Source organism: Amycolatopsis orientalis DSM 43388, from assembly GCF_000411975.1.
In the GTDB taxonomy this organism is placed as follows: domain Bacteria; phylum Actinomycetota; class Actinomycetes; order Mycobacteriales; family Pseudonocardiaceae; genus Amycolatopsis; species Amycolatopsis orientalis_D.
The window spans coordinates 1-23,960 of sequence record NZ_ASXG01000117.1; the positions used below are offsets into that span (position 1 = coordinate 1).

Here is a 23,960-nt window from a genome sequence, read left to right on the forward strand (position 1 = left end):
ACCCGGGTGCGTCACATGCCGAGAGACACAAACTGTGTCACATCAGCTGCGACTCAACACGGACCCTGATTCCCCCAGGGTCCCCCTCACGACCCGCCGTAGTCCGTGAGGGCCCCTTCACGGACTTAGATTCCCTCAAGGAGCCCTTCACGGCCCGCCGATCCGCCCCGTGTGCCCACTCGCCTGCGATCAGCCCCCCTGCCACATCGGGGCGCTAGCCCCACCCACTCCCGAACCGCAGCCGCTGCACCCACCCCTCGAGGCACCCAGCCCCCGCCCCGCAGCCGCTCCACCCACCCATCGAGGCACCCAGCCCCCACCCTGCACCCCGATACGAAGCCTCCCTGCACAATCAAACTTCGGGGTGCCCCACGCCAGCGACGAGGCGCAATGTCGCCGCCAGGCGACGAGCCGCCCCCGTCACCACCGATAATCCGACGTAACCCCATTCCGGTAAACAACGAACCCACCCTGGAAATCACTCCGAGCACCCCCGCTGATCCGGTACTCATCCGAGGTAGGCAACCCCAAATACCCTCTCTCCCACCCCAACGCGGCCCACCGCTTCCGAATCTCCCCCTGCACCATGTGCGCCCCGGTAGCAGGACTCCAATAAATCGACCCACCCCCAGTAAAGTGGTTATACCGAGCACCCCCATTAGGCGTACTGGTCTCATCGGTAGTCGGATACCCCAACCCCCGCTCCCACCCCAGCGAGGCCCACTTATCCCGAATAGCCCCGCCAATCTGATGCGCCCCGGTCGACGGCGTCCAGTAAATAGACCCACCCACCGTGAAGTGGTTATACCGCCCGATCCCATCCGGCGTCACAGACTCATCCGTAGTCGGGTACCCCAGCCCTCGCTCCCATCCGAGCGAAGCCCACTTGTCCCGAATAGCCCCCTTGATCTGATGCGCCCCCACGGCAGGCGTCCAGTAAATCGACCCGCCAGTGAAGTGGTTGTACCGCCCCACTCCGTCCGGAGTCCCAGACTCATCGGTAGTCGGATAGCCCATGCCCCGCTCCCATCCGAGCGCGGCCCACTTGACCCGAATCTGCCCCTGCACCGAATGCGCCCCGGTAGAAGGCGTCCAGTACACAGAAGCTGCCTGACTCCCCGGCGTCCCAAGCAAATGGTTGTACCGGCCGACCCCATCCGGAGTCGAAGTCTCATCGGTCACCGGCGGACCATAAACCTGATGCCCGCCGATCGCGAGATACCGAGCCAAAATCTGCCCGCCGATCTGATGCACCCCGCTGGCCGCGGACCAATACAACCGCCCATTCGCGTAAACCCGATACCGCACCGCACCGTCGACTACCTCGGGCCCGGCTGGCGCACCAAGCAAACTCCGCAACCCAGGCTCGGCGGCATACCGCTGATCAATCGCCGTCACATAGTTGGCAGTCAGCGTCATGTCACCGGTCCCCACGGTGATCGACCACGAGGAAGTAGCCGGACCACCCGCCCACCCAGCGAATTTGGAAACCCCGTCAGTACCAACCGACGCCGCAGTCACGTCAAATGTGGCCCCCTCAGTGACCATCGCACTGCTGACGCCGCCCTCACTAGGAATGCTCAACGCGGCAGGCTGCGTCCCGACCAACGTCAGCCGATGCTGGCGCGGATAAGCGACATAAGTCTTACTAGCCTGCACCCCAGCGCTATCGGTAACCGTTGCGGTGAACTCCATCCGGGAGTCCGTGTGATCGGTAAACGGCACCGTCAGGGTCGGTCCCGCAGCACCATCACCAGGATGCACATGGCAGGCCCCGAGATTCGGGCAGTGCCGGATCAACGACGTCCACGTGACCGGAAGCGCCCCGTCCTCCACGTCAGTAGCCGTCGCAGACAGCGAAACCGGCTCACCCACCGCGAAAGTCTTGTCCGGTGCGGACAACGTCAACACCGGCGAGTGATTCCCCGGCGCGACAGCAACGTTCGCGGTCCCCACCCCGCCAAGCGGATCCGAAACCGTCAACTTCGCAGTGAACGAAGCCCCGTCCCCATACTGGTGACTGACCTGCACCCCGCTGCCGGAACTGCCGTCACCGAAGTCCCACGAGTAGGTAAGCGGATCCCCGTCAGCGTCAGTAGAACCGCTGGCATCAAAGGAAACCGTGCGAGTATCCGGATCCGTGGAGGACGTGGCGTTGGCCACCGGCGGAGCGTTGTTCGTCGAGTAACTCAACCGCCGCAGCACGCCGGCGTTGAGGTCGCTGAACACGATGTCCCCGTTGGGCGCGGCGGAGATCCGAGTAACCCCGCCGACATTCTGGAACGGCGCAGGACTCGCCGGGGCCTGCGTCAGCTTGCCCTGCGCGTCATACCGCAGCGTCCAGATTTTCTGCCCCGCGTAGTCCCCGAAGAAGTACGCACCCTGGTACGCCGCCGGATAAGTCGTGCCGCCGTACACAACCCCGCCAGTGACGCTGTTGCCCTGCGCGGGACCAGTGCCGTGCTGGTAGTCCCACAACGGCGGCGTGTTCACCACGGAAGCACAACGCGCGTCAGCCGAATACCCCGGTGTCTGATGGTTCCCCTCGTAGCAAGGCCAAGCAAGATTCGCGCCCGGCTGCACGACGTCCAGCTCTTCCCACGTGTACCAGCCGACATCGCCGACCACCGGCAGGCCGCTCTTCGAGTCAAGGCTGAACCGGAACGGGTTGCGGAACCCGCTGGCGAACACCTTGCTGCGCGCGGAATCCGGCGCGGCGGCGTTGTAGTACGGATTGCTCGGCACGCCCTTGCCGTCCGCGGTGAGGTGGAGGATCTTGCCGAACGGCGAATCGAGGTCCTGTGCGACGAAGGCGACCGGATTGGTCTTGCCCGCGTCGCCGTTGTCGCCCACGGAGTACCAGAGCGTGCCGTCCGGCGCGGGATAAACCGTGTCGAGACCGTGGATGTAATACGGACTGCCGGGCAGGTCGAAAATCACCTGCTCTCCGGTCAGTCCGGACGGATGACCCGCGTCGTCCAGCTGCACGGTGAACTTTGCGGCGCGCAGGGTGTACTGGCCGTTGCCCAGCGAGACCGAGCGGTTCAGGTAAATCTGGTGCGAGGTGGCGTAGTCCGGCGCGAGCGCGATGCTCGTCAGCCCCATGTCGCCCTGCGTTTCGACCGGGAAGGCCGCGATCCGCTTCGGCGCGCCGCCGCCCGCGGCCGGGACCCAGTTCACGACACCGGACTTGCCGAGGGCCAGCACGCTGTCGTCGGGCAGCCACGCGAAGTCGGTGAACTCGTACTGCCCGAGCCCGGTGGGCAGGTCCCGCAAGACGAACCCCGGCGGCAGCGCCGGAGTGCCGGCTGCTGCCGCCGGGGCGACCGCGGTGACCACAGTGGGGACGGCAACGACCGCGAGTGCGGCCACCAGCAGGGAACGGAGCTTGCGCCAGGCCATTCAGGACCCCTTTCTCAGCGACCGGTAATCGCTCAAAAGGGGCACAGAGTTGCCGCTATCGGGTGATGTTTATTCGACCGTGACGCGTCAGGGCACGACCTGGACCACGTCGCCGACGTGCAGCGTGTTGAAGAACCGGAGAGACGAGGTCGCCGACAGGTGGATGCAGCCGTGCGAGTACACCTTCAGGCTGCCGGTGTGGAACGCGTCGCCTGGGTAGAAGAAGACCGAGTTCGGCATGGGCGCGTCGTCGAACTCCTTGCTCAGGTGCAGCTTTTCCTTGGACAACACGTGGAAGGTGCCGGTCGGGGTCGCGTGCCCCTTGCGCCCGGGCAGCATCGAGACGGGGCCGTAGATCACCTTGCCGTCCTGCAGCAGCCAGGCGCGGTGCGCGGAAAGGTCGACACAGGCGCTGGTGCCCGAAGCGGCGGCGGCCGCGGCGCACGGGACGTCGGCGGTGCTCGGCTCCGGGTCCGCCTTCGGCTTTGGCGTGGGCTTGGGCGTCGGTTTCGGAGTCGGCTTCGCGCTCGTGCTCTCCGGGCTGCTGCTGGTCGCCGGGACAGAACTGCTGGTCGGCGCACTGGAAGACGAGCTGGGCACGCTCGCCGCCGCGGCCACCGCGCCGCCGCCGGAAGCCGAACCAGCCGTGCCTCCGGAGCACGCCACGAGCCCGAAAGCCGCGGCCAGCGCCGCCATCCCCACCAGAACCCTTTTCACGATCCGGTACCCCCGCGTTCGGTCGGGTCGCATCAGGCAGGACCCGTATCACCCGAATAGACGACCATCACCCCACGGTGGTTGCTCGGCAATGGTCACGATCCGGCGTCTCCACCCCCGGGTTGATCCGCGAATCCACCCGGCACCAGCCCGTACGCCGACGAAAACCGCATCGATTCCGGCGAGGCTGGAAGCACACCGGGCAGCCTCCCGGCACCCGCCGACCATCTCCGCGAAGGAACACCGTGAACCTCGGCCCGCTCACCATCGTTCTCTACGTCGCGATCGCCGCGCTCGTCCTCTACCGGGTCGTCTACCGGCAGTGGCGCGGCACGCTGCTCAGCCGCAAGCGCCTGATGACGCTCCCGTTCATCCTGACCGCGATCGGCGTGTTCTCCGCCGCCACCTCATTGCAAAGCGCGACCGCGACGGAGTACGCACTCCTCGCTGGCGACATCGTGGTCCTCGGCCTGCTCGGCGTCCTGCGCAGCTCGACTTCGGTCCTCAGCGCTCGCGAAGGCACGACGTTCGTGAAGGGCACTCCGCTCACGCTCGTGCTGTGGTTCGCCACCATCGGCGTACGCGTCGGATTCTCCTTCATCGGAGCGGCGCTCGGCGTCAGCAGCGCCGTAACGTCTTCGACGATCATGCTCACGATCGGCATCAGCATCGGCGTACAGAACGCCTTCACCTACTACCGCATTCAGAAGCGCGGCCTGCCGCTCTCGGAGCAGACGCCGACGCGCATCAACGCAGGCCGCTAAGCCCCACCATGCGCGCGTACATCCGCGAAGGACTCAGCACGGTCGCCGGGTGCAGGAATCCCGGCAACGGCGGCAAGTCGCGCGCGAAGGGCACGAGATGCGCGTACAGCACTTCCGCCCCAGACGGTCGCATCGAAGGATCCTTCGCGAGCGTCGCGGCGAGAAGGGCGTTCAGCTCCCGAGGTACGCCGGGAACGACTGGCGCTGGTTCCTTCACCTGCTTGTCGAACACCGCGTACGCGGTCGGCCCGGTGAAGACCGGACGGCCAGTCAGCATCTCGTGCAGCACGCAACCCAGCGCGTACAGGTCGCTTCGCGGCTCGGCGTGCCCGCGCTGGATCTGTTCCGGAGCCATGTACGACGGTGTACCCAGCAGCTGTCCCGCACGCGTGAAGCGAGCAGTGTCCGCTTCGCGCAACACAGCGAGCCCGAAGTCCATCACCTTCACGCTGCCGTCCGGACAGAGCATGAGGTTGGCCGGCTTGAGGTCGCGGTGACAGACCGCGCGAGCGTGCGCCGCCGAGAGCACCGCGGCCGCTTGCGCCGCGATCGCCGCCGCCCAGGGCACCGGAAGCGGACCGTGCTCGGCGAGCAGATCGTCCAGGGCCACGCCTTCCACGAACTGCATGACCTGGAACAACCGGTCGTCATGCGTGCCGAAGTCGTACAGCGTGGGCGCGCCGGGGTGGTCGAGCGTGGCGAGGATGCGCGCTTCGCGGGCGAAGCGTTCCTCCAGCTCTTCGTCGCCGCCGGGGAGCCGGAGCAGCTTGATCGCGACGTGCCGGCCGAGCCGCTGGTCGAACCCGCGGTGCACCGAACCCATGCCGCCCCGCCCGAGCGGCAGATCGTCGACCTCGTAGCGGTCCGCGATCAGCATGGGCCCCCTCACAGCGCTCACCCGCCACCGGGCTTCAGCCGTCCTTCGGCGAGTGCGGCAAAGCCTAGCCGCACCAGGTCGCGGCCGATTTCCGCGGTTTGCCGCAAGGCCCGGTCGAAGTCCGCGAGCGCGCGGAACGCGACACCGTACGCACGCTGCGTTTCGAGCGGATGCCGCGGCACCTTGAGCCGGCGCGCGTCGATCCGGGTCGACGCGCTGTGCACCGGGAAGTCCGCGGCGCGCAGGCAGCCGGCGAGGAATTGCGCGTCGAGCAGCTCCGGATCCACGCGATAGCGGGAAAGCGCGGGCCCGAGCCGCACCGGCGCTCCACTATGGACGATCACCGCGCCGGTGACCGACGCGACCACGTCGCCTTCCTGCGCGAACACCGCCGCCGGATCGGCCGCGGCGTGCCCGGTCGGCGGACCGCCGATCAGGACGTCGTCGGTGGTCAGCACGGGCTCGTCGCCGTCGGCGGTACGCGGCGGTGCGTGCGTGATCCGCAGCGCGCCCGCCTTCACCAGTTCGCCGACGGTCGTGTGCACCGCTTCGGCCGAAGCCGGTTCCAGCTCGGGCAACTCGATCCCGATCTGCCCGAAAAGCCGTTGCGCGGCAAGAAAAGCCTCCCCGGAATCGGTTCCGCCGGGCCGGCTGGACGGGGTCAGGTCGACGTCGTCGTCGAGGACGTCGATGATGCGTTCGCCGGTGTCCGGGTCGGCCAGAAAGTCCTGCCACACCTGCTCGACCTGCTCGACCTGCTCCGCTGTGGTGTCCGCGATCAGCACCGTCGCGGGCGCGCGCTGCCCCGGTTCCGGTCGTGTGAGCAGCCATAGATCGGTGCCCGGGGCGAGCGTGCACACCGCGCGCAACGCGCCCGTCCGAAGCAGATTGGCCCGGATGCGTTTCCCGCTCCGCCGTCCGGCCGCGGCTCCCGGCATCAGCACCGCTACCGCGCCGCCGGGTTTGACGTGCGCGAGACAGTGCTGCACCCATGCCAGCTCCGACTCCCCGCGCGGCGGCAGGCCGTACTCCCACCGCGCGTCGCCGACGAGTTCCTCGTGTCCCCAGCCGCGCTCGTTGAACGGCGGGTCGCACAGCACGACGTCGGCCAGCCGATCGGCGAAAGCGTCCGCGCGCAACGCGTCCGAGGCGTGCACCTCGGCGTCCGCACCGTGCAGCCGCAGCCGGATGCCCGCGATCCGCGCCGTGTCCGGGTCGACGTCCTGCCCTCGCGCCCGCGTCGCCGAGGCGGCCAGCAGCAGCGAGCCGAAACCGCACGCCGGGTCGAGCACCGTGGCGCCCTTCGCGCCGGTCAGCCGCACCATCAGGTCGGCGTACGCGGTCGGCGTGGTGGAAAGCCGGCGGGCGTGTGCTTCGAAGAACCGGTCGCAGAGCTGCTCGAAGGTCTCCGCCGCGCCTTCGCTCGAGGCGAGCTGGGAGATCAGCGCCAGCAACTCCGGATCGCCGGGCCCCTCCGAGTCGCCCGCGAGGTACTCGCCGACCGCCGCGAGCCGCGCGCCGAGGTCGAGGTCGTCGCCGAGCGCACGCAGCCGTTGCCACGCCTCGTCGATCGGCGCCAGCTCGAACGGACGGCCGCGCCCGCGCAGCCACGCCTGCACCTCCGGCAGCGAAAACAACGGGCTGGATGCCGTGCCGCCCACCGGCTTGGGAAAATCGTCATGGCGGCGCCGCCAGTTGCTCACCGCCGCCCGGCGCACCCCCGCCAGGCGCGCGATGTCGGCCGCACTCACCGCCGCGTCGTCTGCCATGCCGAGCACGATAGCCGACGACAGCGGTTTCCATCGTTTCGCTTGTTAACTCAGTCAACCAATGGTTTCATGGGACCATGGCCACCGAGCAGACCCGGTTCACCCTGCGCTACTCCGCGGGCTCCGACCAAGGGCGACGACGCACCAACAACGAGGACTCCGTGTACGCCAGCGGGCGGATGCTCGTGGTGGCGGACGGGATCGGCGGCCAGCCGCACGGCGAGGTGGCCAGCTCGACCGCGGTCAGCGTGCTGGCCTCGCTGGACGCGGAACTGCGCACCCTGGACCTCACCGCGCAGAACCTGTCGAACCTGCTCTCCGACGGCGTGCGCCGGGTCGCCGACCAGCTCGCGCGAGTGGCCGAGGAAACCCCCGCCACGCAAGGCATGGGCACCACGCTGACCGCACTGCTGTTCGACGGCACCCACTTCGCCGCGGCGCACGTCGGCGACTCCCGCGGCTACCTCCTGCGCGACGGCGAACTCCAGCGCATCACGCGCGACCACACCCTGGCCCAGGCCCTGGTCGAAGACGGCACCATCAGCGCCGCCGACGCCGACGGCCACCCGCGCGGCTCGATGCTGATGAAGGCCCTCCTGAGCACCGGCTCGGCCGAACCGGACGTCTGGGAGTTCACCCCGCAAACCGGCGACCGCTACCTGCTCTGCTCCGACGGCCTCACCGCCGGTGCCAGCGAACCGGCCATCCAGGAGGTCCTCTCCCAGGGCGCGCCGGAGGAAATCGTCCCGCGGCTCATCGCACTGGCCAACGAGGGCGGCGGCCCGGACAACATCACCATCGTGGTCGCCGACGTCGTCCCGGCCTGAACCGGTTCCCCCAGGTCGGACCACCTGCGGAAGGCGCGAGGGCCATCCGGTATTCTTCCCCACGGAGGATTGGCCGAGCGGCCTAAGGCGCACGCTTGGAAAGCGTGTTGGGTTCACGCCCTCGCAGGTTCGAATCCTGTATCCTCCGCAGCGGTAACCAGCGGAAACGCCGGTCGCCCCAGGTTTGGGGCGACCGGCGTTTCCCGTCTTAGTCTCATTTTTAGTTTCAATTGACCCCGGTTAGGCCACCTTCGGTGCCTCGTCTCCCTCGTCGTCCGGCTTGGCCGGAGGTGCCCACAGGAGCCCGTTGACGCGTCCCGCGACGCCACGGCGGATGCGGTCGGTCACGTGCTGGTACCGGGCCGCCATGGCCGTGCTGGACCATCCCATGATGGCCATCACGGTCCGTTCCGGGACTTCCAGGAGCAGCAGCACCGTGGCCGCGGTGTGCCGAGCGTCGTGGAGTCGACGTTCCTTCACTCCCGCTTCCTTCAGCAGAGCTTTCCAGTGGTGGTAGTCGGTGTTCGGCACGAGCGGTTGACCGGTCGGCTTGGTGAAGACGTACCCGGTCTCCTCCCACAGATCGGCAGCCAGCTCGCGTTCCCGGGCCTGCGCCTCCATGTGGCGCACCAGGAGCAGCGCGAGTTCCTTCGGCAGCCCGATCCACCGTTTGCCCGCCCTCGACTTCGTGCCCGCCGTTTCCTTGCGCGTCGCGACCCGCTGCGGACAATAGCCCGCGAACTTCCGCCCGCACGGCTTAGAGCAACCGTGCTTGTACTTCGGACGGAGACGGTTCCGACGCACCCCGATCTCGGTGGCGTGGTGCTCGAAACACTCCGGGCAGAACGAGACCGCGTGCTCGTCGCACGGCTGGTCCCAGCCGTCCCAATTCACATCCGGCCACTGGAGCCCGAGCGCTTCGCCCTGCCGCAAGCCGAGCGCGAGTGCGATGGCCCACCGAGCACTGTTTCGCCGCTTGTTCGCGGTTTCCAGAATGCTCTGGATTTCGTCAACGTCGTACGGTTCGGTCTCGATGTCCTCGACCTTCGGAGCGCGCGCGAGTTCAGCGGGATTGTCCGCTATGATTTTGCGCTTCTTCGCTTCCTTCAGCGCAGTACGGATGGTCCGGTGCACCTGGTGCACGCGGCCCGCGGACGAGCCCTCGCGCATCATCTTCCGATACAGCTTCTCCAGGTGTTCCGCTTCCAGCTTGTCATCGGCGTGAGAACGCTGGAGGCGATGCGCCCCGACGCCCGGAATGAGATGTACACGGCAAGCAACTTCGTAAGCATCCCAAGCATTTTCGGTGATCGTCGGCGGGGCCATGATCTCGTTCAGCCAGTGGTTCAACCACTTTTCAACGGTCCAGTTTTGGCCCGCCTTCCGAACGCGCCCTTCATCGCGCTCGTTCTCCCACTCGCGAACCTTGTTGCGGACCTTGGTTTCGTCCTTCGACATGGTGTGACGGCGGTCCGGCCTCCCGTTGTCCTTCTTGCCAACGGTGACCCGGCCGTGCCAGTGGCCATCCGTTTCGCTGAAATAGACGCTGCTTGAGCCGTTCGGCGCGCGGGTGCCCTCTGGGCGCTTCTTCCTTGCCATTGCATCCCCCTCAGGCGGCGTCTTGGATCGAGTTGCGGACAAGGGTTGCGGCGTAGTCGTCCACTGCGGACACGTGAATTCGGCGGAGGCGACCGATCTGAACTGATTCGAGCTGCCCTGACCGGACAAGGCGGTAGGCGAATGTCCGGCCGATGCCGAGGCGCTCGGCGGCCTCTTCGACGGTCAGCAGGACCCGTGTAGGCATTGGCCGCGGCGCGGGTCGAGCGGCGTCGACTTCGTTGGCTGCAAGGCGTTCGGCGAGTTGGGCGAGAGTGGTGGCGAGCTGGGTGATGTCGTCGGCGGTAGCCATTGGTGGTGAGCCTTTCGGGTCGTGCGGCTGGCGTCGGCGATGCGCATGGGCTCTCCCCCAGGTCTGGTCGAGTTGGTCGCTGATGCGGGAGGGGGTAGGCGTCCCAGCCGTCCCAGCCGTCCCGTCGCAGGTCAGACCTGGGACGGCTGTTTCCGTGGGACGGCACCACCCGTCCCAGCACGGCCGGGCGGGACGGGTGGTGCCGTCCCGGGGATCGGTGCCGTCCCGGGCGTGAGCTGCGCGGGGACGCTTGGGACGGCAGGGACGCCTACCCCGCTGAGGGTTGGTCAGGCGGACCGGGCGCGGCGGATCGGAACGACTCCGGGTGACGTGTCACAGCCGTCCCGCTCCCCCGCCGCCGCGGCCGGGTCGTCGGCGAGGCCGGGGCAGTAGCGCGCCCAGGAGTCGGTGAAGTCGGCGCGGGTGTAGCCCTTGGCTTGCGGCCCGTCGTCGGGACGGATGTTGCCGGAGCGGATGCCGTACTCGCGCAACAGCTTGGCGAGCTTGGCGGGAGTGAGCCCGGTCGGCCCGTATCCGCACCACGGGGCTTCCGGGTCGGCGTTGAGCCGCGCCAGGAGCTGCCCCGTGGTCAGGACTCGCGTGTCGCCGAACGCGGCGTGGCAGTCGGCCAGGAGCCGGACGCGTTCGGAACTGTCGTCGGTCTCGGAGTCGGCGGCGGTGAGGGCGAGGACGGCGCGGCGGGCGCGGTCGGGCCAGTCGGCTCCGGCGTGGTCGGCGACGATGACGAGGGGTTCCCAGGTGTCGGCGGCGCGGTCTTCCACGGGCATCTCCGGTTCGGCGGCTTCCAGGGCGGGCAGGTCGGAGCGCAGCCACTCGGCGAGCTGGTCGGCGAGGGTGCGCAGCGCGGGCCGGTCCCGGCGGTGCCGGTACGGGGCAACGGTTTCCCCGGGGGCGCGGCGGCGCATCCGGGCGATGACGGCGCGGTCCTCGATGGTGTCGGGCATCGCGCCGATCCCCGCGAGGGCGGCCATCGCGAAGGTGGGGATGGACTCCACCCGGTTGTTGGTGGCGTCGTAGCGCTTGGCCGGGCGGTTGCGCTGGTGCCCGGCGTTGAGCAGCCCGCGCAAGTCCTCGTTCCCGTCCGCCTTCGGCCCGAAAATCGTGTCCGCCTCGTCCACCAGGAGCGTGGGCGGGTCGTTGGTGACCGACCGGTAGACGGCGGCGGGTGAGCTGTTGACGGTGATGAACGGGTTGTGGCAGGTGGCCTCGACGATGTCGAGCAGCCGGGACTTGCCGCAGCGCTTCTCCGGGGCGCGGATCACGAGCCGGGGGGCGTGCGCCCACGCCGGTTGGGCGTGGGTGGCCGCGATCCACAGGGTGATGGCGTCGGCGGTTTCCGGGCTGGGCAAGGACACGTAGCGGGTCAGCGCGGTGCGCAGCGAGTCGAGCAGGGCTGCGCCGTCCGGTGTGGACTGTTCGGTGTCGAGCGTGGTCATGGGGTGGTCCTCTCGGTCAGGCGGCGCGGATGCCGGCATGGGCGTGGCGGGCCTCGACCCGCGCCCAGGACGCGGCGGCGGTGGCGCGGATCTGCTGTGGCGTGAGGGCGGGCCGGGTGAACGTCGCGCGGCGGCGGGCGAGTTCGGCGTAGGTCGGGGTGGCGGCGTTGGCGCGCCAGTTCCCGGCGGCGCAGACGGCGTTCGATGTCTGACGGGCGGTGCGGCGGCGGTCCCACTCGACCCATTCGGCGAGCAGTTCCGCGACGTGCGGGCTGGTGGTGAGCTGCCGCCAGGCGGCGGCGTCGGCGACGAGGTCGCGGTAGTCGGCGAACGGGATGGTGACCGGCGGGCGGGCCGGTCCGTGGACCGGGCCACGGGTGGCGTGCGTGGACTACAAGTATCTAACTTGGCCAACCTCAGGCCGGGTTACCGGCCGCCGAGGTAACACGGCTTCTTTCCGGGAGGCCTGCCGGGCACCACATGCCGGATCACGGGAGCAGCGGAGCAGTCCTCGGTTAGCGCGAGACGAGAGGCAGCACCAATGCGCGAGATCACCCGCGACCAGCACGACCAGTACACCGAGTTTGCCTGTGAGCTGGGCGAACCTACCGCCCACCGGATGGCGTTGGTGTTCCTGGATCGCGAGACGGCCGTAGCGATGCGGGCGGACTTCTATTCGCGGCTGACCGATGAGGTTCTTTCGGAGCGGATCGGCGAGGTTGATCAGACGCTGGCCAGACTGGACCGGCTGGACTCGTGGACTGCCGCGGAAACCGAGCTGCACGCGAAGGAATCCGACCGGCTGGCCGCATTGCTGGCGGAGCAGGGATGCCGGAAGCCGTCCATATGGTCGCGTGTCCTGGTGGACTCCGGCCGGATGCTGTTCGCCGGGGTCCTCCTGAACGGCGAATTGAACGTCTACCGCAGCGTGCTCGTCGCCGACGGTGACCCGATGTTCGCCCCGGTCGCCAAGGAGCTTGCCGCTGGCGGATGGGCCCTGGAACACGAGCACGAAGCCGACGACGCGGAGTGGTATTTCGGCCGTATCCGCTGCCAGACCTACCAGCGGGCGGCAAAGTGACCGCCCGGGACTTCGGCATCATGGTCGCGTCGCTGGTGACGCTCGCCGGAGAACGGCGAGCGCCGGAACTGCTGTGCGACGCGCCGACCGTGTCGTCGTCGGCCCGCTGCTGGGTCGAGTGACGAAGTAGATCGCCATTACCAGGGAGATGGCGAAATGAGCTGACGACGGGCCCGGCGCTTGCCGCGCCGGGCCCCCGGACTCTGCTGCTGCCCACGCCGACAGCGGCCCAGTGGACGGCCCGTGTCCGCCCATGCGGCGGCCACGGCGGCACGTGGGACCCGGGCTGCGGGCCGTGCGTCGGCCGCTCGGTGCCTGTGCTGGCCCCGCAACCGTGAACACCAGCTCGCTGGAGTGGGACCTGTGCACCGACTGCACCTGCCAGGAGAAGTGATGCCCGAGAAACGCCGGTATTCCGCGGAACAGCAAGAGAAGCGGCGCAAACGCGCCGTCCGCCATTACTACGAACTCCGCGCCACTCGGCGCGAACCCTTCAACGAGGAGAACCGCAACGATGACCACCAGCGCCGGCGCTGACCACACCGAGGCGCTCGAATTCGAGGGCAGCGAAGAACAGGGCCCCCGCAAATGGCGTCGCGACTGGTCGTCTGCCGTAATGCGAGATGACCGGATGGGAGCGGCAACGTGGGTTACGGCACTCGTTCTCGCTGAGCGTGCTTGGCACGGACAGCGCACCTTTCACGCGTCTCGCCGGACGCTGGCAAAGATCACCGGCCGATCCGAGCGAGTCGAGCGTGAGCACCTGGACACGCTGGCCGCTACTGGCTGGATCGTGGATACCGGCATGAAAAAGAACAGGGCGACGGTCTGGCGGCTTGCCTGGCCAGCCGACTATCGGGAACACCGGGGGCAGCGTAGTGGGCGGACCATCCGCCCGATACGCCCGGCCGAGGCGGCAGACGTTTCGGCTGCATCATCCGCCCGATACGTTTCGGCTGCTTCCCCGAAAGCCCAGGATTCTCGGGACGCAATGGGCGGATCATCCGCCCGATTCTCTAGTAAACAAAGCTCTCTCATGCACCAGGGCACCGACGCTAATGCCACCACACCCTCCGGGGGTGTGGAGACAGCCGGAGTCAACGAGAAGAGCGCCGCTTCGCGCGCTCAACTTGCGATAGCCGCCGACAATGGGGAGTACGCGTCGACCGCAGACGACGAGTCGACCGAGCCGGACAACGACGTCTGCCCGGTTGAGGTGGACGAGCCCGGCTGGAATCGGTTCACCGACTGCACATGCAAACGCGGCGGCCGTCATGCTGACTGGTGGAACGTGCAAGCGTCCGCATGACCGACAAGCCACTGAGCAAGATGGAGGCGAACCAGCGGCGTAAGCCGTTCGGAACCGGATCAATCGGGGCTCCGTGCCGGGCGAGCAGGACGGGGCCAGGGTGGACGAGGCGGGCTGAGTTAGCCAGGCCGGGGCGTCAGCGGGAAGAACGCTCGTCTGGGCGGCCTACTCATCGCTACCCGGCTAGCTCTGGTGCCTTGCCGGTAGGGCATCCGAAGTGAACTCGGTCACCTCGTGTTCCGGATTCGCCGATGGAACAGTGTCTATGGGGTGAACACAGCGAACACAGCGACCAGTCAACAAAGGTCCCATGCTCGCGAAGGTCAACCACGGTTAAGCCGTCGGCGTCAGCCGAACGGCCAAGCTAACCAAGGTTGACTGAGGAACGCCCTAAAGGCCGTTCAGACAACCAGTCTTCCGACAGTGGCCGAGCTTATTTCCTCTTGGCGGTTCCCGCTCATTGCCGGATTTATTTTTCTGCGTTACCCCAGTAGCCCCGCCCATTAGCGGGGCTTTTTTCGTTTCCTGAAAGGAGAGACAAGTGTTTCAGTGTGCGCCGGAGCTGGTCTCCGCCGCTATCAACCGGCAGCTCGGGGACACCCACGGCGAACGCGTCCGCGCGCTGGCCAGGAAGCTCGGGGTAACCGAGCAAGCCGTCCGCTGCTGGCTTCGGGCGGACAACCGGCGGCCGTCCTTCGACTCGACGCAACGACTGCTCCGCATAGTCGCCGAGGTGACCCCGTGACCGACGACGAGACAGCGGGCGCATTCGCCCGCCAGGCCGAGAACTCGGCCGTCCGGCGCACCAGGGCCCGCGTCGTTGTCTGCGACGTCTGCCGCCTGGTGAGGGCCCGAGTGCTGCCCGCCTGGTGTGAGGCCGAGGGCGGTTGGTCGTTGATCGAGCGAAGTGCGGTTCACGTGGCTGGCGATCACGCCGTCTACCCCGACGTGGCCGCGTACCTCGCCGCCAACTCCCAGCTCCGGAAGACGACTACGTGACAACGCCAGTTCCGACACCGCCGCCGACGAAACCGACTCCAGCGACCGGCAAACGCTCGTACCTTCGCGCCGCCGCCGAATACAGCCAGCCCGTTCCGATGGCAGATGTCTCCCGCTATCTCTCGCCCTGCATGGTCGATGCGCTGGCAGTAGACGGATGCTGCACGTTCGTGGTCGCTCATGGCAGCGTCCGCGGCCTGTACGAAATTGTAGATCTCGAAGACGGGTCGGCCGAAGTTCGCGTAGTCCGGACGTGGCACCGACCCGTCACCGTTCAGCGCCAGACACGGAAACCAAGTACGTCCCCCTACTCAACGGCCAAATAGCAAACCCGCGAAGCGCCCCCCCAAAGGCGCTTCTTTTCGTTTAACAAGGAGAAAAATGGCTCTCGAAGACCGTTCGGCCTGGTCCGAATTCGACCACGCGACGGAACGCATCCCCGACGTTCCGAACACCCCCGGCGGCTACGTCACCGACAAGATCGCAGAAGCCGTCGAGGAGATGGCCCGCCATACCGGGGCCGCCGACGACGCGCTCACCGACGCGTACGACGTCCTGCAAACGACACCGGAAGCCCTCGCCGACGAGCGATATCGAGCGGCCGTCTCCGCCGCGCTGGCCGAGGGCAAGGACACCGGCGAGATTCCGTACGAGCTGGACAAGCTGAGGGAGAAGCGAGCCCGCGCGTTGGCGCTAGCTGCTCAGCACACGCACGCCGCGCATTTGTCCCGCAACGCCGTAAGGAAAGCCATCAGGGAGGATGCTCCCGCGTGCGGGGCGCAGGCAGTAGCCGCTTACCAGGAAGCCGAACAGGCATACCTCGCCGCCTGGTCGGCGTTCAATGCTGCCGAGTCTCAGGTCTCGCGGGCCGCCGACGTCATCGGACAGTGGGCGGTCCTCGGCGCCTGGGAGACGAACGTCGTCAACCGGCGGACCGTCCTGAAGAACAACCCTCTCGGCGACATCATCCGACATCGGCGTCTCGTCGATTCGCCGCCCGAAGCCGTCCGGCTCGCCCGGATGCGAATCGACGCCGAGACGAATGGGAGCCTCGACGGAACCGGCGGCCGGGTCGAATAGCCAGCCAGGCGGGCCGTAGGTGCACGGCAGGGCTACCGCCCTGCCCCCTACCTACTCCCCCGAAGGGATACCACCGTGGTCCTGTGCCTCTGCCTCTTCGGCCGGGAGATCATCTCGTTCAGTCTTGCCCGCGAAGACAACTCGGTTGCGCTCGCACTCGGCACCCTCACCGAGGTGGCAGAGGATGACGAGGGCGACGACGCCCCGCCCTGCGGGTTCGCCCTCCCGTGAGACCGGGCTACCGGGTGTGCACGGTGGCAGGGTGCCCTGAGCTGACCGAGGGCGGCGGCCGTTGCCCGTACCACCGAGCCCAGGCAGACCGGGCACGGGGCACCAGTGCCAGCCGCGGCTACGGCGGCAAGGGACACGAGGTGTTCCGCGTGCGCGTGTTCGCTCGTGATCCAGTGTGCGTGCTGTGTCGACGTCGACGCTCGGTGCACGCTGACCATTGGCCACTGAGCAGGGATCAGCTCGTGCTCAAGGGCATGAACCCCAATGACCCAGCCAACGGCCGAGGCTTGTGTCACTCGTGCCACTCGCGGGAGACCGTGCTCAACCAGGGCTCACCGTTCGGTTGACAGGTCACCAAGCATACCGAGCGGTCCGTTTCCAGCTCACGACATCGTGATACCTATGGGGGGTAACCCCCGATGTGGATCACTTCCGGACCGCTGGGGAGGTCTCTGCCGGGTCCGTCAGGTTCAAAAGGTCCGCTTCGGGTAACGACTTACTTCTGCATATCGCGCTGATCAGCGCGAATATCCGTTACCTAGTGCACTGTGGACAATTGGACAACGTGTGTGCCGAAGTAGCCAAGCCACGCTCCGGCGGCCGATGCCGCCTTGCGGGCGGCCAAAGGGTTGCCTCGGTGGTGATTCGAGCGGCCCGCGTCATTGCGGGGCGACGGCTGTTGTCCGTCGGATGCCGAGCGGATCACGGCTTGCCGCGAGTGCCAGCACTGTCGGGGCGAGTACGCGCGGGCGAACGGGCTGACCCGCGCTACCGGTGGGCGGTGCGATTCTTACGGCCACCAATTTTGTGCGGTAAAACACACTCGGAACGCGGATAAAGGGGGTTTTCGCACTGCCTGTTTTCCCAGGTGGGAGCGTTGATCGCTCGGCTTCGCGCACTCGGCCCCCCTGGCCCGGTAGTTCCGGGACGCGGTCGGACAGGACGCCGGTTTTCGAGTTGCCAGCCGGTCCGTTTTGGGCGGTTGCGCTCGGGGTTTCACCTGGTCAGTCTTGCGGCGTGACGACTACCGAAAAGCCCTCGGCGGCAGCGCCGGACCCCACGGAACCGTCCCGCCCGGACGGCGCGCTGACGATGCTCATCGACCGCCTGCCTGAGACCGTGGGACCCGCCTGGTTCCTGGCCGCGCTCGTGATTGCTGCACTGACCCTCGTCGCACTCGCGATGGCCGTTAGCGGCTCGCCGATCGTCGTCGGCTTCGGCGGTGCGACCCTTGGCGGCGGTCTCGGCTTGGCCGGGCTAATCCGCCTGCTCCGCAAGCGAGCGTGAGCCCTCATCCGTCACTACGCGAACCGGCCACGGTGTCCGTGGGGAGGATCGGCTGGGCCTTTCAGCCCTCGCGCTCCTGGGTGTGCTCGCTGGCCAACGTTACGAATTCCTCGACTGTGTCCCCAGCGGCCAGCAGCACGTGGGTGATGTCCCCCGCCCGCCTCCGTGGGTTGCCCTGCTGGTGGGCTGAATAGTGCTCGTCCGCCACGCCTCCGATTGCAGCCAACTTCGAACGAACTGACTCGGCCGACTTCCGCAGTTCGAGCGGCCCGACGATTTTCACCGGGGCGCACCTCTGGTGCACCTTTTCCCACTCCAACAGGTACGCATCATGGGCGGCCTCGATCTCCTGTTCCGATGCCTGATAGCGCGTGGTCCGGACGACCTCACGCGCTTTGTCCATGAAGCTATAGACAGTCGACAGGTACTCAGTGCACACCGTGCGCCGAAGGTCGACGTTGGTGTTCCCTCTCTTGGCCTTCTCCAACTTCGCCTGATTGCGACCCGTAACCAGGTTCGCCGCGATCGTCGCCGCCGCACCGATCGCCGCGCCGCCTGCACCGAACACGCCCGTGATCCATTCGGAAGCCATGGCGAGATTCAAGCACGATGATGCGCTGTCGGGAGGGCCGAACCAATCCTGGGCCGCGGACAGTGGCCGGCATTTTGGTTCACGTCTCTGAACAGGGGTTATCCTGGTCCGTGGGGCGTGCGCCACTGAACCAATCCGGCGCGTCGGGTCAGCGACCGGCTTTCTGCTTGAGGTTGGTCAGCACCTGCCCGGCGATTTGGGTCGAGATCGGGCAGGCGTCGGCGGTGCTGCCGTTGCCCACAGACACGCTGACGACGAAATCGGCGGTGTCGGCGATGCCGACCGCGACCTGGCAGAAGGACGAGACCGGCCCCGGCTTGTCGGAGTACGCGACGGCCGGGTAGCTCTGGATCGGCGGCAGGACGTCGAACCGCTTCATCTGCTTGCGCGTCTGGTCGTAGTACGGGCTCAAACCCTCGTGCCGCTTGTTGGTGAAGTAGATGCCGAGGCTGGCTCCGGCGGTGTTGGACCAGGTGCACGACGCGCCGATGGGCAGCGTTTCCGGTTCGCCGTCGGCGGCGTGGCCCACGTCGTGCGTCACCTGCTCGGGGGTGAGCGCGTCGCACGGGCTCCCGGAGATGACGCTGTCCGGCAACGGGTTCTCGACCTTCGGCGCTCCGCCGTAGGGCAGGGAGCCTGCGGAGGATGATGCGGGTGTGCTGGGCACGGGTGAGGGGACACCGCCCGTGGGGGTCGAGCACGCGGCGAGCAGCAGCCCGGCTGCCGCGACGGGGAGGAGGGTACGGGACTTCATTCGCTCTTTCCTGCTCCGGTGATCAAGCCGCCCTGATCCTCGTCGCTGGCCACGGTGACGCCGAGCGCCTTCTGGATGCGCTCGACCAGCTCGGTGATGTATTCGAGCTGGAGATCGATGTGTCCGCCACCGTAGTCGTAGGCACCGAGTCCCTGGCCGTTCCCGATCATCGCTTTGTGCGCCGCGGCGGTCGAGGGGTCTTGCGACGGCGTCCGCATCGAGCACAGGTACGCAGCCTTGGCTTGCATCTTTTTGAGCTTCTGCTGGACGCCGGTCAGCTTCGTGAGCAGCATACGGGCCTCGTCGGGCTCCAGTACGAAGCCGTCCGGGGCGCTGGCCTTGTCGTCCTGGGTTGCGGCGACGGTGAACGCGGTGTCTTCCCACATGCTCGATCCAGCCCCTCCCCGGCCGCTGTCTGCATTTGCAGACAGTCACGGATGGTATCGGATCACCGACTGCCGGTGGGGCGAAACCGGGAAGGTAGGTTGCCGTCCATGGTGAAGGAACCGCAGTCGGAAGCCACGCGGGAACTGGGCGTGCGCGTGCGGAAGCTGCGGGAACCGCAGGGCATCGGTCAGGAGGAGCTTGCCCGGCGGGCCGGGGTGCACTGGACGTTCGTGAGTCAACTGGAGCGCGGCTTGCGGAACGTCAGCCTGCACAACCTGCTCAAGTTCGCCGCCGGACTCGGCGTCGATCCGGCCGAGCTGGTTCGGGGGCTCAAGCCGCCGGAGGACTAGGCGCGTTCGCCCGTCCGGTAGAGACGGTGGAACAGCGCCAATTCCAGAATTCGCTTCTGCTCGGTGCCCACGATGCCGAGCGCGCCGAGGATGAGGGCGACCTGTATAGGGCTGGGCACACGCTTGCCCTGCTCCCACAAGGCAATCCGCCCCGGAGAGACGCCGATACGCCGGGCCAGCTCGCGCACGCCGAAGCGTCGTTGCTCGCGTGCTTCGCGGAGCGCGTCGCCCAGTTGCCGCGCCGGATCTTCGTTCATTCGCCGGGGTTGTCGTGCTCGGCGCACTCGGGGCATCTCGCGGGATCACCGATTGGCGGCGCGGGTGCCAGCCACCGACGACACATCGCCTTCACGATCGTGCCGTCGGAGTGCCGAAGGACGAGCACCACCAGGTGCCGCCACCCGTCAGTGGTCATCGTCCAGACCGGCGTCACGGCCGAGTACCCGCCCATAGCAGCCCTCCCGAACGCGGCTAAACGCGACAATCGTACGTGAACGACTGTGTTCGCGTATTAACACGGTGGAGTGCGTCACCTGGATGGACGAGTGCGACATCTGCGGGTGAAAGTAGGCAAGTGACTGATCGCCTGCTTCCCACCGCCGAGGCCGCCAAGGCCATCGGCGTCGACCGCCGGACGCTTCAGCGGTGGTGGAAAGCAGGCGATGTCACGCCCGAGGTGGTGACGCCGGGCGGGCATGCCCGATGGGACGTCGACGCGCTCAAGCGTCAGCTACAGGATCGCCGCTAGTCGGATTGCTGCTCCAGGTAGGCGACCGCTTCCGGGGCGGGAACGGGCGAGTGTTCGGTGACCGAGATCTCAAGATCCAGCGGCTTGATCGACAGCAGCCGGACGCCGAACGTGAACCCGCGTTGCTGTATCTCGTCCGCCAGCTCGGGCGCGTCCATCCGGTCGGCCCGTTGCTCCCACGTTTCCCCGGTCGGAATCCGCTCGGTCCGCCCCTCTCGGGGCGGCCGTGACTCCAGTTCGTCTAGCTCGGTCTCGATCGCGTCCCGCTCAGTACGGATTGCCGCCCTGTCTGGTCCGTCAGCCGTCCGCAAGCGTTCGTTCACCCGATCCAGCTTCGCCCGGCAGAGGGCCACCTCGGACGCCGTCGTGTCCGGGTGGACGATGATGTCTACGACGGGTTCTTTGCCGAACGCGGAGATGAATTCCGCTTTCGCTACGTCATCCAGCAAGTCCTCGCGGATGTCTTTCCCGTGTTTGTGCTGGCAGTAGTAAACCCGGCCCCGCCGCTTCTCGTTGCGGCTCCAGAGCTTCCCGCCGCACTCGGCACAGAACACTGTCCCGGCCCAATGGCCGGAGGTCGCTCGGGCGGCCCGGCCGTGTTTTGCCGCCGACAGCTTCTTTCCGGCCCTGGCGAACAGGTCGGGGTCGACAATCGCGGGCACGTCGCCGAGGCCAATGTACAGGTCACGTTCCAGCAAGACGGCTACGGTTTTCCGGGACCACGCTTCTCCGCCGCGTGGTGTGTCGACTCCGAGCCGCTGAAGCTCTCGGGATATCCAAGCCGGGTTGCGGCCGTCTGCGGCCCACTCGAACGCCTGGACCACCAGGTCTCGCACGTCCTCGTCCACCACCACGCGCTTGTGCGGGCCGTCCGGGATCACCTTGTAGCCCCACGCCACTTGCCCGCCGATCCAGTACCCGTCCGCGACGAGTTTGGCCCTAGCGTCCCGGGTACGTTCCATGATCAAGGCGCGCTCTAGTTCCGCGATGGCTGCCATCACCGTGAGGAAGAACTTGCCGAACGGGCCATCTGTGTCGATCTTGTCGTCAATGAAGACGAGGCGCTTGCCGCGCCGCGATAGCCACTCGGCAAGTTCCAGGATGTCCCGGGCGCTTCGGCCGATCCTGTCCAGCTTGGTTGCCGCGAGGACGTCGAAAGGCTTCGGCGGGTTGTCGGTTAGCCACGGCCCTAGTGCGTCCCGGTCGAACGGGGATACCGAGCCGGATACGCCGTCGTCCGCGACCCATCCGACCACGCGGGCGTCCTCTTGCCCCCGCGCCCACGTGCGCCCCTTCGTCTCTTGGCGCTCCAGGCTGGTGGACTTGTCGTGAGACTGGGACAGCCTGCCCGCCAGTAGGATTTTCACAGTGGCCACGTTAACGACTTGAGGTGTGGTCAACGTGCACCTCTTAGGGTCGTGACTCTGCGTGCTTGTTTTTGGGCGCGTTCGGCCAGGGCTAGGGCCGGGCGGTGTCGGCGGCTAGCCGGGTTTTGCGGGTGTTTCCGCTGGTCGGCGCGGGAGTGGTCTAGGCCGCTAGAGTCCTGGTCAGAATGGCTGCGGGTGTCTAGGGGCGGGGTCTAGGTCTAGAGGGGCTCAGATCTAGAGCGCGGCCCGCCCCTAGCCACTCCGTTCGGTTACTGTCCGTTGTTCTGGGCAGTGGTGAGGGCGTCACGGGTGTAGCCGTTGCGGTTGGCTCCCTTGCCCGTCTCCGGGTCGGTGGCCCACACCTGCTTCGGCTTGACGCCCTTGGGCTTGAGCGCGGTGGCGAGGTTCTGCGCGGTCCAGCCGCCGTACTGGCTGGGCCGGAGGTCGGCCAGGCGGCCCACGATGACGTCGGACCACAGCTTGTCCTCGCCGCGCTGGAACACCGCGAGGGTGTCGGCGAGCGGGTCGAGGCGTGCGGCCTCGACGTCGACCTCTTCCCCGGCGGCGTAGCCGGTGACGTTGCCGATGGCTTCGCGGCGGGCACGGGCTCCGGCGATGATTTTCTTGGTGTCGGTGGCGTCCTTGTACACCGACTTCACGATCTTGGCGTCGTCGCCCTCGCCGGCGAGGTAGCCGATGCCGAGGTCGGTGCGGGCGAACATCGTTGCCCGGACACCGTTCTTGTACTGCGACGTCCCGAGGACCATGTCGTTTTCGGTCTGTCCCTGCACTTTCAGGCAGTAGCGCAGGATGGCGTTGGCGGAAATCCCGGTGGGCAGCGACTTCGCGTCCGGGCGCTGGGTGGCCAGGATGGTGATGATGCCCAGTGCCGGGCCGCGCTTGACCAGGTCGGTGCAGATGGACTCCAGTTCCTCCCCGTATTCCTTGTGCTCGAACCAAACCTGGCACTCGTCCACCGCCACGACGATCGGCGCGAGCCGCAAGTCCTTGCGGGCGGCCAGTTCCGGGGTGACCTTGTTGTCCGGGCACACCGACTCCGGCAGGTTGCGGATCACCTTGATCCGGCGGCGCATCTCCTCGCGCAGCTCCCGCATCTCCGCCACCATGCGTTCGATGTCCTCGGGCTCGTCGCCGACGCCGTAGGCGTGCGCGCACGGCGCGACGGCGGCGAAATCACCGGTGCCCTTGAGGTCGAACGCGTAGAGCACGGCGCGCGGGTCGAGCGCGGCGATGACCAGCAGTTCCCGCAGCGACACCGTCTTGCCCATCCGCGGGACCGCACCGATGATCATGCTGGCGAACATCAGCGTGATCTCCACCCAGCGGCCGCGCTGGTCGGTGCCGAACGGCTGGGCCTTGAACAGGTCCACCGTCGCGCCCGGCTTGGCCAGCGGCCACGGCTTCTGCTTCGCCTTGGACATGTCCCGGTCCCCGACCCACAGCACGAGCCGTCCTTCGTGGATTTTCGCGTCCCCTTCCGGCCACACGCACCCGATCTGGCGGCGCAGGCCCGAGGACAGCTCTTGGCGCTTGGCGATGATGTCGCCCGCGGTGACGCCCAGCGGCAAGTCGATGTCGGCGCGCCAGCCGTCGCCGTCGCGCTGGATCGGGTTGGGAAACCCGATCGCGTCCGGCTTCTTCGCGAGGGCCTTGTTCAGCTCGCCGATGCCCAGCGAGCCCAGCGCGGACACGATCGCGTCACTGGTCAGCTTCGGCGTCTTCACGCCGTCCACCGCGCGCCCGGCGACCGGCTTGTCCGCCGGAGCGCCCCACCAGCCCACCAGCGTCATGGCCGACACCAGAACCGTCCAGTTCCAGAACGGCGTGACGTAGGTGATGGCCAGGTACACGATCGCCAGCAGCACCACGAGCCCGACCATGACCGGGGCCATGCGGCGGCGCACGGCCTCGTTGCGGGCCTCGCGCAGCTTCATGTACACCTCGGAATCGTTGCGGTCGCGGGCGTTCATCCGCACCGGCTTGGACTCGCCGTCGAACACCCAGTGGCGCAAGCGGCCCAGCAGACGGCCGA

26 protein-coding genes and 1 tRNA gene are annotated in these 23,960 nt (G+C 67.5%); 14 read left to right on the plus strand and 13 right to left on the minus strand.

Going from position 1 to position 23,960, the window contains the following annotated elements:
• Positions 1 to 420 precede the first annotated feature (420 nt).
• Positions 421 to 3,402 carry a PQQ-dependent sugar dehydrogenase gene (locus tag L942_RS22375; protein ID WP_037363737.1) on the minus strand — a complete coding sequence of 994 codons (2,982 nt, stop codon included), beginning with the start codon at positions 3,400 to 3,402 and terminating at the stop codon, positions 421 to 423.
• 87 nt (positions 3,403 to 3,489) lie between these two features.
• The gene (locus L942_RS22380; RefSeq protein WP_037363740.1) at positions 3,490 to 4,119 is read right to left on the minus strand and encodes a L,D-transpeptidase; all 630 of its coding nucleotides are present in this window, start codon (positions 4,117 to 4,119) and stop codon (positions 3,490 to 3,492) included.
• A 245-nt stretch (positions 4,120 to 4,364) separates the two neighbouring features.
• Here L942_RS22380 and L942_RS22385 point away from each other — a divergent pair, with 245 nt between their 5' ends.
• Positions 4,365 to 4,883, plus strand: a complete 519-nt coding sequence (locus L942_RS22385; RefSeq protein WP_037363741.1) for a hypothetical protein — start codon at positions 4,365 to 4,367, stop codon at positions 4,881 to 4,883.
• Here the strand turns inward: L942_RS22385 and L942_RS22390 are convergent.
• Together L942_RS22390 and L942_RS22395 are read right to left on the minus strand one after the other, a co-directional pair.
• Positions 4,867 to 5,760, minus strand: a complete 894-nt coding sequence (locus L942_RS22390; RefSeq protein WP_037363743.1) for a serine/threonine-protein kinase — start codon at positions 5,758 to 5,760, stop codon at positions 4,867 to 4,869. The two genes, L942_RS22385 and L942_RS22390, sit on opposite strands and share 17 nt — an antisense overlap.
• Before the next feature lie 17 nt (positions 5,761 to 5,777).
• Entirely contained in the window at positions 5,778 to 7,529 is a 1,752-nt protein-coding gene (locus L942_RS22395; RefSeq protein ID WP_037363784.1) for an HsdM family class I SAM-dependent methyltransferase, read from the minus strand.
• A gap of 77 nt (positions 7,530 to 7,606) precedes the next feature.
• On the opposite strand from L942_RS22395, the gene L942_RS22400 reads away from it, so the two are divergent.
• A complete protein-coding gene (locus L942_RS22400; RefSeq protein ID WP_037363745.1) occupies positions 7,607 to 8,356 on the plus strand; it encodes a PP2C family protein-serine/threonine phosphatase in 750 nt (249 codons plus the stop codon).
• A gap of 63 nt (positions 8,357 to 8,419) precedes the next feature.
• A tRNA-Ser gene (locus tag L942_RS22405) sits at positions 8,420 to 8,504 on the plus strand.
• Positions 8,505 to 8,596: 92 nt separating this feature from the next.
• Here L942_RS22405 and L942_RS22410 read toward each other — a convergent pair.
• From L942_RS22410 to L942_RS22420, 3 genes are all read right to left on the minus strand, one after another.
• Entirely contained in the window at positions 8,597 to 9,955 is a 1,359-nt protein-coding gene (locus L942_RS22410) for a tyrosine-type recombinase/integrase (RefSeq protein ID WP_037363747.1), read from the minus strand.
• Positions 9,956 to 9,965: 10 nt separating this feature from the next.
• Entirely contained in the window at positions 9,966 to 10,265 is a 300-nt protein-coding gene (locus L942_RS22415) for a helix-turn-helix domain-containing protein (protein WP_037363749.1), read from the minus strand.
• Positions 10,266 to 10,552: 287 nt separating this feature from the next.
• The gene (locus tag L942_RS22420) at positions 10,553 to 11,722 is read right to left on the minus strand and encodes a DUF3631 domain-containing protein (protein WP_037363752.1); all 1,170 of its coding nucleotides are present in this window, start codon (positions 11,720 to 11,722) and stop codon (positions 10,553 to 10,555) included.
• Between the two features lie 541 nt (positions 11,723 to 12,263).
• On the opposite strand from L942_RS22420, the gene L942_RS22425 reads away from it, so the two are divergent.
• The 9 genes from L942_RS22425 to L942_RS22445 all read left to right on the plus strand — a co-directional run bounded on the left by L942_RS22425 (position 12,264) and on the right by L942_RS22445 (position 17,709).
• Positions 12,264 to 12,803: a hypothetical protein gene (locus L942_RS22425; protein ID WP_037363755.1), complete on the plus strand. Its 540-nt coding sequence runs from the start codon at positions 12,264 to 12,266 to the stop codon at positions 12,801 to 12,803.
• A complete protein-coding gene (locus L942_RS45905; protein ID WP_268745736.1) occupies positions 12,800 to 12,925 on the plus strand; it encodes a hypothetical protein in 126 nt (41 codons plus the stop codon). Before L942_RS22425 ends, L942_RS45905 begins: the two co-directional genes overlap by 4 nt.
• 271 nt (positions 12,926 to 13,196) lie before the next feature.
• Positions 13,197 to 13,340 (plus strand): hypothetical protein, encoded by a 144-nt coding sequence (locus tag L942_RS44375; RefSeq protein WP_158684507.1) that lies wholly within the window; start codon positions 13,197 to 13,199, stop codon positions 13,338 to 13,340.
• Positions 13,318 to 14,112, plus strand: a complete 795-nt coding sequence (locus tag L942_RS44380; protein WP_158684508.1) for a hypothetical protein — start codon at positions 13,318 to 13,320, stop codon at positions 14,110 to 14,112. Before L942_RS44375 ends, L942_RS44380 begins: the two co-directional genes overlap by 23 nt.
• A 541-nt stretch (positions 14,113 to 14,653) precedes the next feature.
• On the plus strand, positions 14,654 to 14,857 hold the full coding sequence (locus L942_RS22430) for a hypothetical protein (protein ID WP_037363757.1): 204 nt from the start codon (positions 14,654 to 14,656) through the stop codon (positions 14,855 to 14,857).
• Entirely contained in the window at positions 14,854 to 15,111 is a 258-nt protein-coding gene (locus L942_RS22435) for a hypothetical protein (RefSeq protein ID WP_037363758.1), read from the plus strand. Before L942_RS22430 ends, L942_RS22435 begins: the two co-directional genes overlap by 4 nt.
• Positions 15,112 to 15,492: 381 nt before the next feature.
• Complete coding sequence (locus tag L942_RS22440; RefSeq protein ID WP_037363761.1) at positions 15,493 to 16,191, plus strand: hypothetical protein; 699 nt, start codon at positions 15,493 to 15,495, stop codon at positions 16,189 to 16,191.
• Positions 16,192 to 16,266: 75 nt separating this feature from the next.
• The gene (locus L942_RS44385) at positions 16,267 to 16,422 is read left to right on the plus strand and encodes a hypothetical protein (RefSeq protein ID WP_158684509.1); all 156 of its coding nucleotides are present in this window, start codon (positions 16,267 to 16,269) and stop codon (positions 16,420 to 16,422) included.
• A gap of 1,017 nt (positions 16,423 to 17,439) precedes the next feature.
• Positions 17,440 to 17,709, plus strand: coding sequence for a hypothetical protein (locus tag L942_RS22445; protein ID WP_158684510.1), 270 nt, complete (start codon positions 17,440 to 17,442; stop codon positions 17,707 to 17,709).
• A gap of 61 nt (positions 17,710 to 17,770) precedes the next feature.
• Here the strand turns inward: L942_RS22445 and L942_RS22450 are convergent, their stop codons facing one another.
• The 3 genes from L942_RS22450 to L942_RS22460 all read right to left on the minus strand — a co-directional run bounded on the left by L942_RS22450 (position 17,771) and on the right by L942_RS22460 (position 19,441).
• Positions 17,771 to 18,301, minus strand: coding sequence for a hypothetical protein (locus tag L942_RS22450; protein WP_037363765.1), 531 nt, complete (start codon positions 18,299 to 18,301; stop codon positions 17,771 to 17,773).
• 148 nt (positions 18,302 to 18,449) lie between these two features.
• Positions 18,450 to 19,055 carry a DUF3558 domain-containing protein gene (locus tag L942_RS22455; protein WP_051166152.1) on the minus strand — a complete coding sequence of 202 codons (606 nt, stop codon included), beginning with the start codon at positions 19,053 to 19,055 and terminating at the stop codon, positions 18,450 to 18,452.
• Positions 19,052 to 19,441, minus strand: a complete 390-nt coding sequence (locus L942_RS22460; protein ID WP_037363768.1) for a hypothetical protein — start codon at positions 19,439 to 19,441, stop codon at positions 19,052 to 19,054. Before L942_RS22460 ends, L942_RS22455 begins: the two co-directional genes overlap by 4 nt.
• A 108-nt stretch (positions 19,442 to 19,549) precedes the next feature.
• Here L942_RS22460 and L942_RS22465 point away from each other — a divergent pair, with 108 nt between their 5' ends.
• Positions 19,550 to 19,792: a helix-turn-helix domain-containing protein gene (locus tag L942_RS22465; protein WP_051166153.1), complete on the plus strand. Its 243-nt coding sequence runs from the start codon at positions 19,550 to 19,552 to the stop codon at positions 19,790 to 19,792.
• Here the strand turns inward: L942_RS22465 and L942_RS22470 are convergent.
• Positions 19,789 to 20,049 (minus strand): helix-turn-helix domain-containing protein, encoded by a 261-nt coding sequence (locus L942_RS22470; protein WP_037363774.1) that lies wholly within the window; start codon positions 20,047 to 20,049, stop codon positions 19,789 to 19,791. The two genes, L942_RS22465 and L942_RS22470, sit on opposite strands and share 4 nt — an antisense overlap.
• 317 nt (positions 20,050 to 20,366) lie before the next feature.
• On the opposite strand from L942_RS22470, the gene L942_RS22480 reads away from it, so the two are divergent.
• Complete coding sequence (locus tag L942_RS22480; protein ID WP_037363781.1) at positions 20,367 to 20,540, plus strand: MerR family transcriptional regulator; 174 nt, start codon at positions 20,367 to 20,369, stop codon at positions 20,538 to 20,540.
• On the opposite strand, the gene L942_RS22485 is transcribed toward L942_RS22480, so the two are convergent.
• Both L942_RS22485 and L942_RS22490 read right to left on the minus strand, forming a co-directional pair.
• A complete protein-coding gene (locus L942_RS22485; RefSeq protein WP_158684511.1) occupies positions 20,537 to 21,916 on the minus strand; it encodes a recombinase family protein in 1,380 nt (459 codons plus the stop codon). The two genes, L942_RS22480 and L942_RS22485, sit on opposite strands and share 4 nt — an antisense overlap.
• 260 nt (positions 21,917 to 22,176) lie before the next feature.
• Positions 22,177 to 23,960: FtsK/SpoIIIE domain-containing protein (locus L942_RS22490; RefSeq protein ID WP_037363787.1), on the minus strand; the 1,784-nt coding region annotated here is incomplete at its 5' end.